Genomic DNA, 14945 nt, shown 5'->3' with positions numbered 1-14945 from the left:
GAAGCTGATCCGGGGTCACCTGTGGGGGCTAAGGTCCCGGATCAAGTCCGGGACAGCGGTGGTGGGGAGGCGCCTTCACAACGCGCGACACCCGCCACCTCTCTCCGTCATGCCATGGCGCGACCATGGCATGTATGCCGTAGCGGTTGTATTCGGGGAGCCTTTCCCTGTGGCAGCGGTTCGGCTTGGATTCCCGGGTCAAGCCCGAGAATGACGCAGGTGGGGAGTGGAGGTCTGTGGTCAGGTGAGGCAGAGCGATAGGTTGGTTCGGTTGAAAAACTCAGCCCAAGTCACCGTCATCCTCGAGCTTGACCCGAGGAACCAGGTCCCTGTAACCGAAGCTATCCGGCTAGACTACTCAGACCAGCGCGGTCAGTCCGTTCAGGTCAGCAAGTACCGCAGCCGGGGACAGGTCCGGGTATTCGTCCGGCATGTTGTAGCGGTTCATCCAGACTGTGCGGAAGCCGAAGGCGGTGGCACCGGCTATGTCCCAGCGGTTGGAAGACTGGAAGGAGACGGCCTCCGGGTAGATGCGGAAGTGCGTCGTCGCCATTTCATAGACGCGCTCGTCGGTCTTGTAGGTGCGCAGTGTGTCGACGGAAAAGATCTCGTCCAGCAGATCGGTGATGCCGGCGGCCTTTGCGGCAGCCTCCAACATGGCAGGTGAGCCGTTCGACAAGATTGCGAGCTTGGCACCGGAGGCCTTCAGAGCTGTCAGAACCTGCGGCACCTCGGCGTAGCAGTCGAGCTTCCAATAGGCGTCAAGCAGATCGGCGCGCAGACTCTTGTCGACAGAGGGTATCAGTTCAAAGCAGGTGTCGAGGGCCTGTTCAGTCAGAACCCAAAAATCCTGATAGCGGTTCATCAGGGCGCGAACCCAGGAATACTCAAGCTGCTTGGCGCGCCACAGAGTCGAGAACCGGTCGGCTTCCGGGCCAATCTTCTCCGCATGCTTTCGAACCGCGGCATGTACGTCGAACAAGGTGCCATAGGCGTCGAACACATAAGCGGCATAGGCCATGAGATGTCTCCGGTGATAAGGGATGCTTGCTATTCAGAAGACCTAAGTCGCCGGGCGGCGTCAAGGGCAGGGCAGACCGTAGGCTGATCTGATACACAAGGGCTTGGCGTGACGGGGCGTCGCACCGGTTCGGCTACAATGGGCGTGCCTAGCCCGAAAGAGAAACTGAGCCGTCCTTGGCGATGGGCCAGAATGGGTTATGTGCCAGCTCCAGCATGTGGCCGCCGAGGATTTCAAGATAGCAGGAATAGCCGCCCCAATGGGTTTCATGTGGCGCCTTGAGCACTCTCGCACCCGCAGCCACCGCCAGTTGGCAGGCCGTATCCACCTCTGCCGGGGAACGACCATTCCACGCGATGGCGATATTGCCGGGCGGGCCTTTTTCCACGGGACTGCCTAGCTCTGCCTCTAGCGCACTGCGCGCATAACAGGCCAGCGCCATGCTGCCGATCTGGAAGAAGGCGATCTCGGTTTCCGATCCCTCTGCACAGGTCCAGCCAAGACCGTCGACGAAGAACTTTCGCGCTTCGTCTACATCGTCCACCAGCAGGGTGATCAAGCTAAGTCTCTGCTCCATGAGGTCTCCGCATAGGGTGTGGTGTGGGCACTGCATTCAATTCAAAGCCACTATACACACTCAGCCTCAGTGTGCGGAGGTCGCAGAGCGTTGCCGCCAGGCACGCAGAGCAAGACCGGCGACAATACCCACCCCGAGGCTGACTGTCAGGTCGACCAAAACCGTGAGAACGAGCGTTCCCAGAAACAGCACGCGCTCAGGCCAGGCAGCCTTCAGGCCGTGCAGGACGGTGGCCGGCGGACACATGTTCCAGGCAGCCAGCAACAACAGAGCTGCAAGCGCCGGCATGGCGAGATACCCAGCCAGGGGAGCTGCCAGCATCAAAACAGCCAGCACGGTGAAGGCATGGATCAGTCCGGCGACGGGCGTTTTCGCACCGGCCTGAACGTTGGTCGCAGTGCGCGCCAGGGCGCCCGTTGCGGGCAGGCCGCCAACCAGAGCCGAGCCGACGTTGGCAATGCCTTGCCCCAGAAGCTCGGCATTCGGGCGGTGGGTCTCGCCCGTCATCTTGTCTGCGATCATCGCCGAGAGCAGGGATTCCAACCCGGCAAGAAAAGCGATAACCATGGCGGACGGCAGCAGCTCAATCAGCCGGGCGATGGTGATGACTGGCAGTTGCGGCCAGGGCAGATGGTCCGGCAACGCGCCAAACCGCGAGACGATCGTGTCGACCGGCAGTTGGAGCAGTACGACGAGGCCGGAGCCGATCGAAACAGCCACCAGCAACCCGGGAAACTTCGGGTACAACCGCTTCAGGACAAGGATCAACCCCATGGTTAGAAGGCCGATGGCAAGCGTGGCCGGCGAGAGGCTGTCGCGTGCGGTCCACAGGATCGCCAGCTTAGGCAGAACTTCAGCCGGCAGGGTCCCCGCATCGAAACCGAAGAAGTCCTTCAGCTGGCTGGCGGCAATGATCACCGCAATGCCGCAAGTGACACCTTCCACGACGCTTTCAGGCACCAGGGCGATAAAGCGTCCCAACCGCAAAAGTCCAGCCAGAATGAGAATGCCGCCCGCCATGAAAGTCGCCAGCACCAATCCGTCATAGCCGTGGTCCATGATGACGCTGAAGACGACGACGATGAACGCACCGGTCGGTCCTCCGATCTGCACCCTTGATCCACCAAAGGCTGAAATCAGGAACCCGGCGACCACGGCGGTGATGAGGCCGGTGGCGGGCGGCGCGCCAGATGCAATCGCAATGGCGAGGCTCAGCGGGATCGCCACCATGGCCACAGTGACACCCGCCTGAAAATCAGCGAGGAACTGGGACTTGTCGTAGGTCTTCAGAGTGTGGAACAGCATGGGAAGGCGCATGATTTTGCCTAGCACACGAAACATTTCCGCGTCTAGGCAGCTAGGTAGGTGTGACAAGGATTGCGCAATTTGCGCGAATGAAATGAGACAGGTGGTTGACCCGGAGTGGCGAAGCAGGTTCTCTCCCTCGCCTGAGACAACAAAAGGACGATGTGGTCATGAGCGGCTGGAGCGAAACCTGGACATGGATTGATGGTGCCTGGCAAGGAGGCAATCCGGCCATCGCCGGTCCACGCACTCATGCGTTCTGGCAGGGATCAAGCGTGTTTGATGGGGCCCGGTTCTTTGACGGCGTGATGCCGGATCTGGACCTGCACTGCCAGCGCTTCAACAACTCCGCTCAGGCGCTTTATCTGAAGCCAATCATGAGGGAAGGCGAAATCCTTGAGCTCTGTGCGGAAGGCGTGAAGAAATTCTCCTCCGACAAGCAGCTCTATATCAAGCCGATGTACTGGGCCGAAGAAGACGGCCCCGGCGTGATCAGCTGTGATCCGGAAAGCACCCGTTTTGCCCTGTGTCTTTTTGAAGCGCCGATGGCCGGCGATGACGTCAGCATGAGCGTAACCCTGTCGCCGTTCCGTCGTCCAAGTATCGAAACGATGCCGGTCAACGCCAAGGCCGGGTGTCTGTATCCGAATGGCGCGCGCGCCGTCCGCGAAGCCAAGGCACGCGGCTTCGACAATGCTGTGATGCTCGACACGCTGGGCAATGTCGCCGAGCTGACGGCGGCCAACATCTTTCTGGTCAAGGATGGTGAAGTGCACACGCCAGTGCCCAATGGCACGTTCCTCAATGGCATCACCCGCCAGCGGATGATCCAGCTGCTGCGTGTCGCCGGCATCACTGTTTACGAGCGCACGGTTGCCTACGCTGAACTGAAGGCTGCTGATGAGCTGTTTTCGACTGGCAATTACAACAAGGTCGTGCCGCTCAATCGCATTGAAGAGCGGACAATGGAAATCGGTCCGGTCTCTCGCAAGGCCCGTGAGCTCTACTTCGAGTACGCCCACAAGTAACGAACGTCAGATGTGCGCATGAACAACGGCGGGGCTCGCAAGGTCTCGCCGTTTGCCGTTCAGGCCTTGGCGGCAGTGTCGCGGCGGATTGTCAGGGACAAGGCAGCTGCTGCCAGAAGAGCGACCGCTGCGGCCAGCGAGGCGGAGGTGAAATTGCCGGACCGCTCATGCAGCACGCCTGCGACCCAGGGACCAACGACCTGCCCGAGGCCGAAGCTGGCGGTCATGATGGCGACGATCCGCGTCTTGTCTCCGGAAGTCAGACGCTGAGCCTGCATCAGGCCGAGTGCGGTGATGCCCATGAAAGTTCCGCCCATCAGGAAGGCGGCCATGACCATTGCCGGCATTCCCCAACCGGAGACAGACAGCGCCACACCGACAGCCTCCAGAAGGCAGGCGAGGGCGAGTGTTCGCGCGCCTCCGAAGCGTGCGGCAAAGCGGTTCCAGAACCAGATGGATGGCGCGGCACTCAGGCCAACGAACAGCCAGAGCAGATCCGCAAGGCCGGACAGCTCCGGATCCTGCCGGGCCATCAACGAGAGGAATGTCATGGTGATGACATAGCCAAAGCCGAAGAGCCCATAGGCGATCACCAGTCGCATAAGTTTGGCATTGGAAGAACTATTATCGTCGCTGGTGCGCACGGGCACGGAGCTTGCCAGGGCCTCACTCGATTGCGAAGTTTGGGCTTTGCGTTGTGGCTGGGTGGTTGCGTGTTGCTCCTCGGGGATGAGAATGGCAGCGGCAACGAGTGCTGAGGCTGTCGCAAAGGCTGAGGCGATCCAGAGATCTTGCCAGTTGGCATCAAGCGCCAGCAAGCCTCCGGTCATCAGGGCGGAAAAGGCGATGCCGAGCCCGACCCCTGCGAAAAACAGCGCCGACAGGTCTTCACGGCCAAGGGCTGAAAGGCGGGACAGAACCAGTCCGGAAATGCCAACCAGCACATAGGCGCTGGCGATGCCCGATACAAACCGCAGGATACAGAACACCACAAAACTCTCGGTTCCGGCCATCAGCCCCGTGGTAAGCGCACTCAGCCCGAGTGCAATCAGAAACACCCGACGTCTGGACCCTGGCAGGCGCAGTAACGATCCGGCGAGCGCTCCGATCAGATATCCAACGAAATTGGCAGCCGCGACATAGCCGCCATCACCAGCGCTCAGCGGCAGGGCATCGACCATTACCGGAAGGATCGGCGTAAAGACGAAGCGTCCGATGCCCATGGCTGCAGCCAGTGACAGAAGCCCGCCGATGGCGAGACGGACGGGAGAAGGCGCTTGGGGCATGGAGACGGATCTGCTGGTGGGAGGTAGCAACGCGATTGTGAAGGGACACTAGCAGAGGTTTCCCGCCCCTGCCTACGCTGATGGGGAGGCAAGTGTCCAAAGTGTTCGTTGCACCTGTCGGCACAGGGTGATTTAAGGGATCCCAATGAAAGCGAGTGCGGCGACCTCATGACCAACAACGCGATGCCGGTTTATCTGCACCTTTGCAGCACCTGCGATGCTGGCCGTTCGCAAGAGGATCTGATGCTCATGCAGAGGACTTTCGCGCAAGCCCGGCTGCCTCGTCCGGTGACCGTTTTGACGCAGCCCTGCATGAATGTCTGTTCCGAGCCAGTGACGCTGTCACTGCAGGGTCAGGGGCTGGCGACTTGCATCTTTTCAGGTGTTCAGGTCGAGAAGGACATCGATGATCTCGTCGCCACAGTCCGTTGCTGGGTGGAAGCGCCCGCAGGCTGGATCGACAATGCCCTGGCCTGCGGACGTTTGCGGTTTTGTCTGAAAGCGCGTGTCCCGGCGCTTCCAGAAGCTAGGTAAACTACTCGATAGTTAGCGTCTGAACGCTCTCGACGGCCGCGCCGTTCAGGGTCAACCCCTTGTGGTCATTGCTGTAGAGTGCTGCCCGGATCTCGACGTTGCCTTTCGGCAGGCTGGAGAGATGGAACCACGGCCCATAGACGCGGGCGACCTTCTCACCGTTGACATAAAGATGAGCATGACCTTCGCCGGCGATGTTCTTAGTGCTGGCCCGTTCGGGAGCGAACGCGAAGTGCGTGGGCATCAGATGAACGTTCCAGCCGGTCATGGGGTCGGCGATGATCTGCATGGTCAGGGAAGGTGCTTCCGGGCCGGGCGTTGCAGTCAGCGTTTCACTGTGATCGTGAGACGCCATCTGGCTCATTCCGGCAGACTGAGTGTTCTGCACTTGGGCATGGCTGTCCGCGGCAGCATGATGTGCCGGGTTGCCGTGATCATGCGGTTCGAACTGGCTGTTGGTTGCAGCGGCAGTAACGAAGCCGATGCCACCGCCGAACAGCAGGCCGATCAGCAGCATGGCAATGGTACGTTCCATTGAGTGTAGTCTCCATACAGGCAGCCAGTGTGCCGGCTTGTCGCCGGCACACTGGCGCTGTTCTTGCTGATCAGGCGTTGGCGAGGGACTGGGCGCGCGCGGTTTCCCGTTTCCAGAAGAAACCGGCAAAGCTTCCGAGCATGACCCAGGCGGCAAGACCGACGCCGAAAGCCCGCGCGGCGAACTCGGCTCCAAGTTCAGTTGGCACCGGTCCGGTGTAGACCTCTGGCTGCGGCGCTCCGATGACATGCGGCGCCAGCAACAGCACCACGGCAGGTGCCCAGGCTTTCCAGGTGGTGCCAAAGGCGATCAACCCGATACCGGAGATTGCAGTCACCACAGTCGCGAGCCACCAGAGCTGGCGAATCTGCACGTCGGCGGCAGCCACACCGGGAACTTCCGGTGCCAGCGAGAAGCCGGGCGCGAAGTGAAAAGCCAGGAACCCGGCGAAGCCCCAGAGAAGGCCGGTGCGCCCATCGATTGTGTGGCCGCGCTGCGCTGCCAGTTCCATCGCCCCGACGGTCAGAAGCGCGTAGCCGGAATAGACCAGCATCGTGAAAAAGATGCTCAGGCCATCACGCATCGGCTCGAAACCGGGCAGGGCCTGATGGGCGCTGACGACGGATTCTGAGCCGAAGTGGACCAGGGTACCGGTCTCGTAAAGCTCGGCATGAAGAAGAATCGGCTGGACGAAAAACAGCTGCAACAAGGCAGCACAAAGCCCGGCCGCAGCGCCTGCGAAGAGCGCTGAGGTGAGAAGTCTCGAAAACATGGAAGTGCTCCTAACGGAGGATCTGATCAGTGGCAGGGAAAGCCGGTTGCATGACGAACATCATGGGCAGCGTCATGAAGCGCGCTGGCCTGGATATGTCCAGTCGTGAAAATGATCCCGATCCCGAGAAGGGCACAGAAGAGGATCGGCAGGCTACGGCTGCCGGAAGTCGAAACCGAAGTGGTTGCTTGAACTTGCATTTTTTAAATCTCCCATCCGCCTCACCCGACGGACAATTATGGTTGCGTCAATGCTGGCAGGTCTCCTGGCTCACGGTTCAAACGCATCTTGTCTGTCTTCCCGGGCGAACCCAGTGACGTCGTTGACAAGATGCTCACCGCATACAGTCGCGGGGGCGGCTCTGGCATTGGCCTCCTGATTTAGGTCGGGCCTTCCAGATTCCCTGTTCGTCTCGACGCCCTCTCGGGCGCATATGAGAACCAACACCACAATTAGTACCAGAGCCCGCAGCTCATGGCAAAGAAGTCTTTCCGGAGGGGGCTCTCATGTCTGGTCAAGCTATGGGCCAAGCCAAACCAGGCCAAGTCAGGTAAGACCAGCAGAAGACGACCGCTTCAGCGGGCGCGGCGCCAGCCTGCTGCCAGAGCCTGGATCTCGGAGCAGAACCAGCGTTCGCCCTTGGTCTCGTTGATCCGGGTCCGATCGTAATTATTGGTGCCGGGCAAATGATACAAGCGACCGTTCTTGGAGATGTTTCCCTTGATCGGGCAGCGTGGCGATGTCGCTCTATTTGCACTGGCGGCTTTTGTCGACCGCGGCGCCTGCTCCGAGTTCAGCTGTCGTTTGCCCTGACGATATGCCCAGGGTTCGTCGAAAACGCCGGCCCACAGTCCGCGCTTGGCGGCGCGAGCAGCCATCTCGTCGCCGATATAGCGGCGCGAGTACTTGCGATAGGCCAGTGCCTGACCCATCCGGACCATGTCCGAATTCAGATTGCGGCCGTTGGCGTAACAGGTAGCAATGCGGCGTTTGTAGACATCATAGTCCTTGCCCTCGCAGCGGACCGTTGCCCGCTGCGTCAGGCGGTTCAGGGCAGAGGTTGCATCCTGCCCGCAGGGGTAAAAGACACCAGCGCTGGAAATGCAGGTCTGGGCGTGCTCTGGCGCATCAATTCCGTCCAGACGGATTTTCTCGCCGTGCAGCTCAAGTGTGTCGCCGTCAATGATGCGGAGTGCATTGGCTGCGGAAGCATCGGCAAACAAGCCCGGTGTCAGCAGAGCTGGGGAAAGCAGAGCTGCAATGCCCAGTCGTATTACAACGCGAACAAAGAAAGCCGCACGCTGATCGCGTGATGGAATGCCGCTCATGGTATCTCAGGTCCGCCGAATCATCGTGGAAAATCAGGAGCCAAACCTGCGAAGCCGCGAACAAGCCTGCAAGACCCTGGGGTTATGCGTCTGTGGACGAGACGCAGCAGCGACACTTTCGTGAAAATTACCGGTGCTTTTTTAGCAAAACAGAAGGGAGCTGCCCGGTATTACTGAAAGCGACGCAGGGTGAGGGTCTCGCAAGTGGCGCGCCTGATTGGGCAAACAGGGGTTTGAGATATGAGCATCATCGACAAGTTCGTGCATTCGATGACCCTTGCGGGCGCCTGCTCGCGGGTGCTGTTCCTTGACAAGGAGCTTCTGGTCTTCCCGCTGCTGAGTCTGATGGCCCTGTGTGGTGTCTTTGGTGGTCTCTTCGGGCCGGTCGTGGCGACCGGAGGTCTTGAAGGGTTGATGGCCTATGCGTCGGATCCGGAGCAGGTGATGAACGATCCGGCATATTGGGTTGTCCTTTTCATTCTCTATTTCCTCTGCTTCTTTGTCGTGATCTTCTTCAACGCCGCGTTGATCTATTGCGCCATGATCCGGCTGTTCGGCGGCGATCCGACGGTCATGGACGGTCTGCGGTCGTCCTGGCGGGTGCTCCCGCACATTTTTGCCTGGTCGCTGTTTGCCGCCTCGGTCAAACTGGTCCTCGACTTTCTTGCAAGCCGCTCAGACTTCCTGACCAGGCTGGTGGCCAGCGGCATGGGAATGGCTTGGGGCATTGCGACCTATTTCGCGGTGCCGGTTCTGGTGGTCGAGGAGGTTGGCCCGATCTCGGCTATTCGCCAGTCGGCCTCCACCATTCGCAAGACTTGGGGCGAGGCGCTGATCACGCATGTCGGGCTGGCAGCGTTCCATTCACTCATTCTGTTGATCGCCTTTTTGCTGGGGATCACCGGATCGACCTATATCGAGACTCAGCCTGCTATCGGCGTTAGCTACATTGCCGCAGGCGTCGTGATCGGGCTCTTGTCAATTCTGATCGTGACCACTCTCAACGGCATTCTGCGGGCAGCGCTGTACGTCTATGCGGTTCAGGGCAAGCTGCCGGAAGCCGGTATGTTTGACGAAACGCTCCTGCGCGATGCCTTTGAACGCAAGAGATAGGCGGGTGTTGGCGGTCAGAGCGGTGGCTGCCTGAACTCAAACGTCTGGGTCTTGATGAAATCGACGAAGGCCCGAAGGGGCGCTGGCACGAGCCGGCGCCCAGGATAATACAGATAGGGCCCGGAAAACGTTGGCCACCACTCCTGCAGGATCGGCTCCAGCTCGCCAGTGGCGAAAATCGGGTCCAGCCAATCGCGAAACAGTGCAATCACCCCAGTTCCTGCGATGGCTGAACGGACTGCCAGATCCGCCGCACCGCCTGAGCGGATGACCAAAGGTCCCTCCGGCATCACCACGACACTCTCACCGTCCTTTTCCAGTTCCCAGCCCTGTGGTCCGCCGCCTGAAAAGCGGTGGACGATGCAGTCGTGATCGAGCAGATCTCTCGGGTGCTGAGGGTGTCCCTTGCGATCCAGGTAGGTCTTGGAGGCGCCAAGCGCAAATTGCTGGGTGCGCGGGCCAATCGGGACGGCAATCATGTCCTGCTCCAGCCGTTCATCATAACGGATCCCGGCATCAAAGCCTTCCGCAAGCAGGTCGATGAGGCCGGTCTGGGCCATGATTTCCAGCTTGATTTCCGGGTAGGCTGCCAGAAAGGGCGGCACGATCTGTGGCAGGATATTGCGGGCGACATTAACCGGTACATTCAGCCGTAAAGTCCCCGCAGGTCGGTCCTTGTAGATGTTGACCACATCAAGCGCGGCCTCAACCTCTTTCAACGCAGGCGACAGGCGCTCGAGCAGTCCTTGCCCGGCTTCGGTCGGTGAGACATGGCGTGTGGTCCGGTTGAGCAGGCGAACACCAAGCTGACTTTCCAGCCTTCGGATCGCTTCGCTGAGGCTGGAGGCGCTGCGCGTGCCGGACTTCGCAGCTTCCCGAAACCCGCCGGCGCGCGCCACAGCGACAAAGATACTCAAGTCATCGAGATGTGATTTCATTGTTCGAAGTTCCGCACGGTCTGTCTCGATTGTACGGGCTAGTCTTCGCCTCCGGCAAGAACCAAATACAGGTCATCGAAACCCAAGGAGCAGACCATGACCTACCAGCCAGGTTCAAACGACTTTTCTCTCGGCGATCACCGTGTGCGGCGCATGGGCTACGGCGCCATGCAGCTTGCCGGTCCGGGTGTCTTCGGTCCGCCGAAAGACCGGGCCGCTGCTATCGCCGTTTTGCGTGAAGCTATTGCGAACGGTGTCAATCACATCGACACCAGTGACTTTTACGGCCCGCATGTCACCAATCAGATCATTCGCGAAGCGCTTGCGCCCTATCCGGACGATCTGACCATCGTCACCAAGATCGGCGCCTTGCGCGGCGAAGACGGCTCCTGGAACAAGGCTTTTTCACCTGATGAGCTGGAAGCCGCCATCCATGACAATCTCCGCAATCTTGGGCTGGATAAGCTCGATGTGGTTAATCTGCGTCTGATGTTCGATCTGCATCAGCCGGGAGAAGGCGAGATCAAGGACCAGATCGCCCGCCTGGCCAAGCTGCAGAGCGAAGGGCTGATCGGACACGTCGGCCTGAGCAATGCGCTTCAGTCCCAGGTGGAAAAGGCCCGAACCATCACGGAGATCGTCTGCGTTCAGAACCAGTACAATCTTGCACACCGTGCAGATGATGGCTTTGTCGACTGGCTGGCCGGGGAGGGGATTGCCTATGTCCCGTTCTTTCCGCTTGGTGGCTTTTCGCCGTTGCAGTCCGCTACCCTGAACGACGTTGCTGGTCGGCTCGGCGCAACGCCGATGCAGGTGGCACTGGCCTGGCTTCTGGCACGCTCCCCCAACATTCTCCTGATCCCGGGCACCTCCAGTGTGGCGCATCTGAAGGAGAACCTTGCCGCTGCCGATCTGGTGATCCCGGAAGATGAAATGCAGAAGTTGAATGGGATTTCCCAGGAATCCTAAGGACTACAGGCAAGCTCGCTATCTGAAACGGAGAGCCAGGAGAGAGTGCATTGCGTGGGGGCGAGATCGCCAAACGCACGTCCTCTCTCCCGGTTCCGCAAAAAAACAACAAAAATATTTCTTTATTTGCTGCTAGCTGCATTGCTCATGAGGCAAAGGGCTCCTAAATTGCGGATGAAGCGTCGGATACGCAAAGGGCTTATTGGCCTTTTGAGCGGCCGGCGCCGGTCTTGAGACCCGAAGGAGTATGCTCATGTCTTTTAAATTGCCTGAACTGCCTTATGCCTATGACGCTCTGGCGCCTTACATGTCCGCTGAAACCCTAGAGTTTCACCACGACAAGCACCACAACGCCTATGTAACCAAAGGCAATGAGTTGCTCGCCGGGTCCGGCCTCGAGGGCAAATCCCTCGAGGAAATCATCAAGGAAAGCTACGGCAAGAATGCAGCTCTCTTCAACAACGCTGGCCAGCACTACAACCACATCCATTTCTGGAAGTGGATGAAGAAGGACGGCGGCGGTTCTCTTCCGGGTGCGCTCTCCTCCAAGATCGACAGCGATCTGGGCGGCTTCGATAAGTTCCGCGCTGACTTCATCGCAGCTGGCGTTGGCCAATTCGGTTCTGGTTGGGCCTGGCTCGCCATCAAGGACGGCAAGCTGGAAATCATGAAGACCCCGAACGGTGAAAACCCGCTGGTTCATGGTGCCACACCAATCCTCGGCGTGGATGTATGGGAGCACTCCTATTACATTGACTATCGCAACGCTCGCCCGAAGTACCTGGAAGCCTTCATCGACAACATGGTGAACTGGGACTACGTGCTCGAGCTCTACGAAGCCGCTTCTTAAAGCGCTTCCACAAGCTGCGACATCAAAGCGGGGTGGCCAATTGGCCACCCCGCTTTTTTGTTTTTTTGGGGGGGGCTTAGGTCATCGCTCTCAATCTTCCCCCTTGTTATCCCGATCTTGAGCCGGGGTCGGAGAGCCGAGAGAGGTGCGGGCAAAGCACCGCTTCTTCTCACCGGCCCCGGATCTCCGGCTGCGCCTGCGTCCGGGGTGACGAAGGAGGGCGAGGTGCGAATTTGCTGTTGGTGCAAATGTGAACCGCCGAAGCTGAAATCGCCCAAGCGTTCACCCTCGATGCTCCAGCTGCGCACTGTTGCTGTCCCGGCCCCGGATCTTTAGCTGCGCTTGCGTCCGGTGTGACGAAGGAGGGCGGCAGGTTGCATCCTTCGGAAACAATTGGTGACACTAAAGTTCCCGTATCACACTTCTTTGAGTTTCAAATCGGCCTTCGGATCGCTTTGATACCCGTGGATCCAACGAGAGGAGAGGTTCATGACGCGAGTTCTTATCGCGGGCGCAGTTGTGCTCGCGCTTGTCGGGGCAACAGCTGCCTCCGGTCAGGCTGCAGAAGACCCTGTCGCAAGCCGCAAGGCGGTGATGCAGTCGGTTGCAGGGGCTGCCGGTCTCAGCGGTGCGATGTTGAAGGGGGAGATGGCGTATTCTCCTGCTGCCGGGAAAGCAGCTATTGCGACTTTCAACGCCGCTGGTGTGGTATTCGGCGATTACTTTCCGGAAGGCTCGGATACGGGTGACACCTCTGCTGCACCGAAAATCTGGGAAGACCGAGCAGGGTTTGAGGCGGAAGTTGCCAAGCTGGCCGCGGCAGCCAGTGCTGCGATGCAGGCTTCCGGGCGCGAAGGTCCGGCGGATCTCGAGAGCTTCAAGGCCGTCGTCGGCCCGGTTTTGGCTACATGCCGCTCCTGTCACCAGGGGTTCCGCAAACGCTAGGGCCTTGAAACCTTGCACCGCTCCGTGGAGGATGCGGAGTGGGGTTGAGGGAGTATTGGAATGCGCAGGACGACGCTGGGGCTTGGAGTAGGTCTTGTGGTGGCCGCAGGGGCTCTTGCCTGGATCGCGACCATGCCTCGAACACTGGCCAGTGCGGATCTCGCAGACATGCCGCAAGGGGATGCGCAGCGTGGCGCGCTTGTTTTCTGGGCAGGTGGTTGCGCGTCCTGTCACGGGGCTGTTGATCCGGCAACCGGGATTATCGCTGCCGCAGGCAAGCTGACGCTGTCTGGTGGCCTGCACATGAAGACCCCGTTCGGGACGTTCGTCACCCCAAACATTTCCAGCGATGCGCAAGATGGAATTGGCGGTTGGTCTCAAACGGATTTCGCCAATGCAATGCTGACCGGCACCTCGCCGCAAGGCGGACATTACTATCCGGCCTTTCCTTATACGTCTTACGCCCGCATGAGCCTCGGGGATGTCAGCGATCTTTTCGCCTTCATGCAGACCGTGGAGCCGGTAAGTGGTCGCCCGGCGAACCATGAACTCGACTTTCCCTTCAACATACGCCGGGGGATAGGGCTATGGAAACGGCTCAACCTCTCGCCGGAGCCGGTGATGAGCCTGGAGCAGCTGGGCCGACCGGCCGCCGAGGAGGATTTGGCGCTTCTGGTGCGCGGGCGCTATCTGGTTGAAGGTCCGGGCCACTGCGGAGCCTGTCATACACCGCGTGATGCACTGGGCTCGCTTGATTTGTCGCGCTGGCTGGACGGCGCACCGGCCCCGGCCGGGGATGGTAAAATTCCGGGCCTCTCGCCTGGGCATGGCCTCGACAGCTGGAGCGTCAGCGACATCGCCTATTATCTGGAAAGCGGCTTTACCCCGGACTACGACAGCGTCGGCGGCGAAATGGCTGCCGTTCAGGCCAATATTGCCAAGCTGCCCGCCCGCGACCGCGAGGCCATCGCAACCTACCTCAAGGCACTTCCTGTGCCCGGTGGAGAATGAACTACGCTTGGGTTTGACATCGCGTGGGGACTGGCAGTCTGAGGTTTAGAAGGGTTCGCAGGCCTTATAGCTGATCATGTTGACGTAAGGATCCATGCCGGTCAGATAGGCCTCGCAGGCGCGCTGGGTTTCAAAGCAGCCTGCGCCCGAGACAATGTAGCTGTTGTCAAAATCATACTTCCGCCCGCCAATGATCCCTTTCCAGCCGCTGGAATGCCCCTTCTTGAAGGTCGGGCAATAATAGGGCGTGTTGTAGGTCGAGGGGATGCTGCGGCCCGCATAGGGCGTCGGCGCAAACAGCAGCTCGCCAAGGGTCAGTCCCTGAGCTGCTGCCGGTGTGATCCCTGTCACTATGGCGGCGCCCAAGAGCATCAACGCGAGGGCTGATGTCTTGCATGAACGCGATGACGTATGAATGCGGGTGCGCGACGGTTTCATAATTCGTTTCCTTTGAGCCTCTGTTCCGTCAGTCATTGATCCTTTCTGGGATCTAGTCGGATGATTGCCGTTCAACGTCTCCTCGCAGAACTTGATGGCCTTTGAAAGACGGCCGAGACACAATTTTACAAGATGAGCGTGACGAAAGTTGCAACAATAAATTGTTTCTTCAAAACGTCTCAGTATTTAATTTTCCTAGAGTAATATATTGAAAGATAAGTAAATTTTGGATTTTTTTGGTTTAATATTTCTTGTGGGTTAAATTACTCTATTGAGGTGGGGTGAATAATAGATA

General features: G+C 59.3%; 17 protein-coding genes and 1 riboswitch. Of the genes, 7 read left to right on the top strand and 10 right to left on the bottom strand.

Features of this window, described 5'->3' with window-relative positions; translation table 11 throughout:
- Positions 1 to 358: 358 nt before the first annotated feature.
- The 3 genes from J0X15_RS08530 to J0X15_RS08520 form a co-directional block, all read right to left on the bottom strand.
- Positions 359 to 1021 (bottom strand): haloacid dehalogenase type II, encoded by a 663-nt coding sequence (locus J0X15_RS08530; RefSeq protein ID WP_206939706.1) that lies wholly within the window; start codon positions 1019 to 1021, stop codon positions 359 to 361.
- A gap of 148 nt (positions 1022 to 1169) precedes the next feature.
- Positions 1170 to 1598, bottom strand: a complete 429-nt coding sequence (locus J0X15_RS08525) for a VOC family protein (protein ID WP_206939704.1) — start codon at positions 1596 to 1598, stop codon at positions 1170 to 1172.
- A gap of 66 nt (positions 1599 to 1664) precedes the next feature.
- Complete coding sequence (locus J0X15_RS08520; protein WP_206939702.1) at positions 1665 to 2915, bottom strand: SulP family inorganic anion transporter; 1251 nt, start codon at positions 2913 to 2915, stop codon at positions 1665 to 1667.
- A 158-nt stretch (positions 2916 to 3073) separates the two neighbouring features.
- Here J0X15_RS08520 and J0X15_RS08515 point away from each other — a divergent pair, with 158 nt between their 5' ends.
- Positions 3074 to 3931, top strand: a complete 858-nt coding sequence (locus tag J0X15_RS08515; protein ID WP_206939700.1) for a branched-chain amino acid aminotransferase — start codon at positions 3074 to 3076, stop codon at positions 3929 to 3931.
- Positions 3932 to 3990: 59 nt separating this feature from the next.
- Here J0X15_RS08515 and J0X15_RS08510 read toward each other — a convergent pair whose 3' ends face one another.
- Positions 3991 to 5217 carry a YbfB/YjiJ family MFS transporter gene (locus J0X15_RS08510; RefSeq protein ID WP_206939698.1) on the bottom strand — a complete coding sequence of 409 codons (1227 nt, stop codon included), beginning with the start codon at positions 5215 to 5217 and terminating at the stop codon, positions 3991 to 3993.
- A 168-nt stretch (positions 5218 to 5385) separates the two neighbouring features.
- Here J0X15_RS08510 and J0X15_RS08505 point away from each other — a divergent pair, with 168 nt between their 5' ends.
- Positions 5386 to 5751: a DUF1636 family protein gene (locus J0X15_RS08505; protein ID WP_209015187.1), complete on the top strand. Its 366-nt coding sequence runs from the start codon at positions 5386 to 5388 to the stop codon at positions 5749 to 5751.
- Between the two features lies 1 nt (position 5752).
- On the opposite strand, the gene J0X15_RS08500 is transcribed toward J0X15_RS08505, so the two are convergent.
- The 4 genes from J0X15_RS08500 to J0X15_RS08485 form a co-directional block, all read right to left on the bottom strand.
- Positions 5753 to 6286, bottom strand: coding sequence for a hypothetical protein (locus tag J0X15_RS08500; RefSeq protein WP_206939696.1), 534 nt, complete (start codon positions 6284 to 6286; stop codon positions 5753 to 5755).
- A gap of 70 nt (positions 6287 to 6356) precedes the next feature.
- Positions 6357 to 7058 (bottom strand): CbtA family protein, encoded by a 702-nt coding sequence (locus tag J0X15_RS08495; RefSeq protein WP_206939694.1) that lies wholly within the window; start codon positions 7056 to 7058, stop codon positions 6357 to 6359.
- Between the two features lie 26 nt (positions 7059 to 7084).
- A complete protein-coding gene (locus J0X15_RS08490) occupies positions 7085 to 7258 on the bottom strand; it encodes a CbtB domain-containing protein (protein WP_206939692.1) in 174 nt (57 codons plus the stop codon).
- A gap of 38 nt (positions 7259 to 7296) precedes the next feature.
- A riboswitch (cobalamin riboswitch) is annotated at positions 7297 to 7518 on the bottom strand.
- Between the two features lie 115 nt (positions 7519 to 7633).
- A complete protein-coding gene (locus J0X15_RS08485) occupies positions 7634 to 8386 on the bottom strand; it encodes a thermonuclease family protein (RefSeq protein WP_206939690.1) in 753 nt (250 codons plus the stop codon).
- A gap of 240 nt (positions 8387 to 8626) precedes the next feature.
- On the opposite strand from J0X15_RS08485, the gene J0X15_RS08480 reads away from it, so the two are divergent.
- Positions 8627 to 9499 carry a DUF6159 family protein gene (locus J0X15_RS08480; protein ID WP_206939688.1) on the top strand — a complete coding sequence of 291 codons (873 nt, stop codon included), beginning with the start codon at positions 8627 to 8629 and terminating at the stop codon, positions 9497 to 9499.
- Positions 9500 to 9513: 14 nt separating this feature from the next.
- Here the strand turns inward: J0X15_RS08480 and J0X15_RS08475 are convergent, their stop codons facing one another.
- Positions 9514 to 10437, bottom strand: coding sequence for a LysR family transcriptional regulator (locus tag J0X15_RS08475; RefSeq protein ID WP_206939686.1), 924 nt, complete (start codon positions 10435 to 10437; stop codon positions 9514 to 9516).
- A 96-nt stretch (positions 10438 to 10533) separates the two neighbouring features.
- Here J0X15_RS08475 and J0X15_RS08470 point away from each other — a divergent pair, with 96 nt between their 5' ends.
- From J0X15_RS08470 to J0X15_RS08455, 4 genes are all read left to right on the top strand, one after another.
- Complete coding sequence (locus J0X15_RS08470) at positions 10534 to 11406, top strand: aldo/keto reductase family oxidoreductase (protein WP_206939684.1); 873 nt, start codon at positions 10534 to 10536, stop codon at positions 11404 to 11406.
- Between the two features lie 253 nt (positions 11407 to 11659).
- Positions 11660 to 12256 (top strand): superoxide dismutase, encoded by a 597-nt coding sequence (locus J0X15_RS08465; protein WP_206939681.1) that lies wholly within the window; start codon positions 11660 to 11662, stop codon positions 12254 to 12256.
- Positions 12257 to 12745: 489 nt separating this feature from the next.
- Entirely contained in the window at positions 12746 to 13201 is a 456-nt protein-coding gene (locus J0X15_RS08460) for a c-type cytochrome (RefSeq protein ID WP_206939679.1), read from the top strand.
- Positions 13202 to 13261: 60 nt separating this feature from the next.
- Positions 13262 to 14212 (top strand): c-type cytochrome, encoded by a 951-nt coding sequence (locus J0X15_RS08455; RefSeq protein WP_206939677.1) that lies wholly within the window; start codon positions 13262 to 13264, stop codon positions 14210 to 14212.
- A 45-nt stretch (positions 14213 to 14257) separates the two neighbouring features.
- Here J0X15_RS08455 and J0X15_RS08450 read toward each other — a convergent pair whose 3' ends face one another.
- Positions 14258 to 14650 (bottom strand): hypothetical protein, encoded by a 393-nt coding sequence (locus tag J0X15_RS08450; RefSeq protein ID WP_206939675.1) that lies wholly within the window; start codon positions 14648 to 14650, stop codon positions 14258 to 14260.
- Positions 14651 to 14945 lie beyond the last annotated feature (295 nt).

Origin of the sequence: Roseibium limicola, assembly GCF_017313085.1 — a bacterium.
In the GTDB taxonomy this organism is placed as follows: domain Bacteria; phylum Pseudomonadota; class Alphaproteobacteria; order Rhizobiales; family Stappiaceae; genus Roseibium; species Roseibium limicola.
Note: the sequence above shows the minus strand (reverse complement) of the source record. Positions and strands in the feature narration are given on the sequence as shown.

Coding starts and splice junctions, on each gene's coding strand:
- J0X15_RS08530 (WP_206939706.1), bottom strand. CDS start 1,021: ATGGCCTATGCCGCTTATGTGTTCGACGCCTATGGCACCTTGTTCGAC.
- J0X15_RS08525 (WP_206939704.1), bottom strand. CDS start 1,598: ATGGAGCAGAGACTTAGCTTGATCACCCTGCTGGTGGACGATGTAGAC.
- J0X15_RS08520 (WP_206939702.1), bottom strand. CDS start 2,915: ATGCGCCTTCCCATGCTGTTCCACACTCTGAAGACCTACGACAAGTCC.
- J0X15_RS08515 (WP_206939700.1), top strand. CDS start 3,074: ATGAGCGGCTGGAGCGAAACCTGGACATGGATTGATGGTGCCTGGCAA.
- J0X15_RS08510 (WP_206939698.1), bottom strand. CDS start 5,217: ATGCCCCAAGCGCCTTCTCCCGTCCGTCTCGCCATCGGCGGGCTTCTG.
- J0X15_RS08505 (WP_209015187.1), top strand. CDS start 5,386: ATGACCAACAACGCGATGCCGGTTTATCTGCACCTTTGCAGCACCTGC.
- J0X15_RS08500 (WP_206939696.1), bottom strand. CDS start 6,286: ATGGAACGTACCATTGCCATGCTGCTGATCGGCCTGCTGTTCGGCGGT.
- J0X15_RS08495 (WP_206939694.1), bottom strand. CDS start 7,058: ATGTTTTCGAGACTTCTCACCTCAGCGCTCTTCGCAGGCGCTGCGGCC.
- J0X15_RS08490 (WP_206939692.1), bottom strand. CDS start 7,258: ATGCAAGTTCAAGCAACCACTTCGGTTTCGACTTCCGGCAGCCGTAGC.
- J0X15_RS08485 (WP_206939690.1), bottom strand. CDS start 8,386: ATGAGCGGCATTCCATCACGCGATCAGCGTGCGGCTTTCTTTGTTCGC.
- J0X15_RS08480 (WP_206939688.1), top strand. CDS start 8,627: ATGAGCATCATCGACAAGTTCGTGCATTCGATGACCCTTGCGGGCGCC.
- J0X15_RS08475 (WP_206939686.1), bottom strand. CDS start 10,437: ATGAAATCACATCTCGATGACTTGAGTATCTTTGTCGCTGTGGCGCGC.
- J0X15_RS08470 (WP_206939684.1), top strand. CDS start 10,534: ATGACCTACCAGCCAGGTTCAAACGACTTTTCTCTCGGCGATCACCGT.
- J0X15_RS08465 (WP_206939681.1), top strand. CDS start 11,660: ATGTCTTTTAAATTGCCTGAACTGCCTTATGCCTATGACGCTCTGGCG.
- J0X15_RS08460 (WP_206939679.1), top strand. CDS start 12,746: ATGACGCGAGTTCTTATCGCGGGCGCAGTTGTGCTCGCGCTTGTCGGG.
- J0X15_RS08455 (WP_206939677.1), top strand. CDS start 13,262: ATGCGCAGGACGACGCTGGGGCTTGGAGTAGGTCTTGTGGTGGCCGCA.
- J0X15_RS08450 (WP_206939675.1), bottom strand. CDS start 14,650: ATGAAACCGTCGCGCACCCGCATTCATACGTCATCGCGTTCATGCAAG.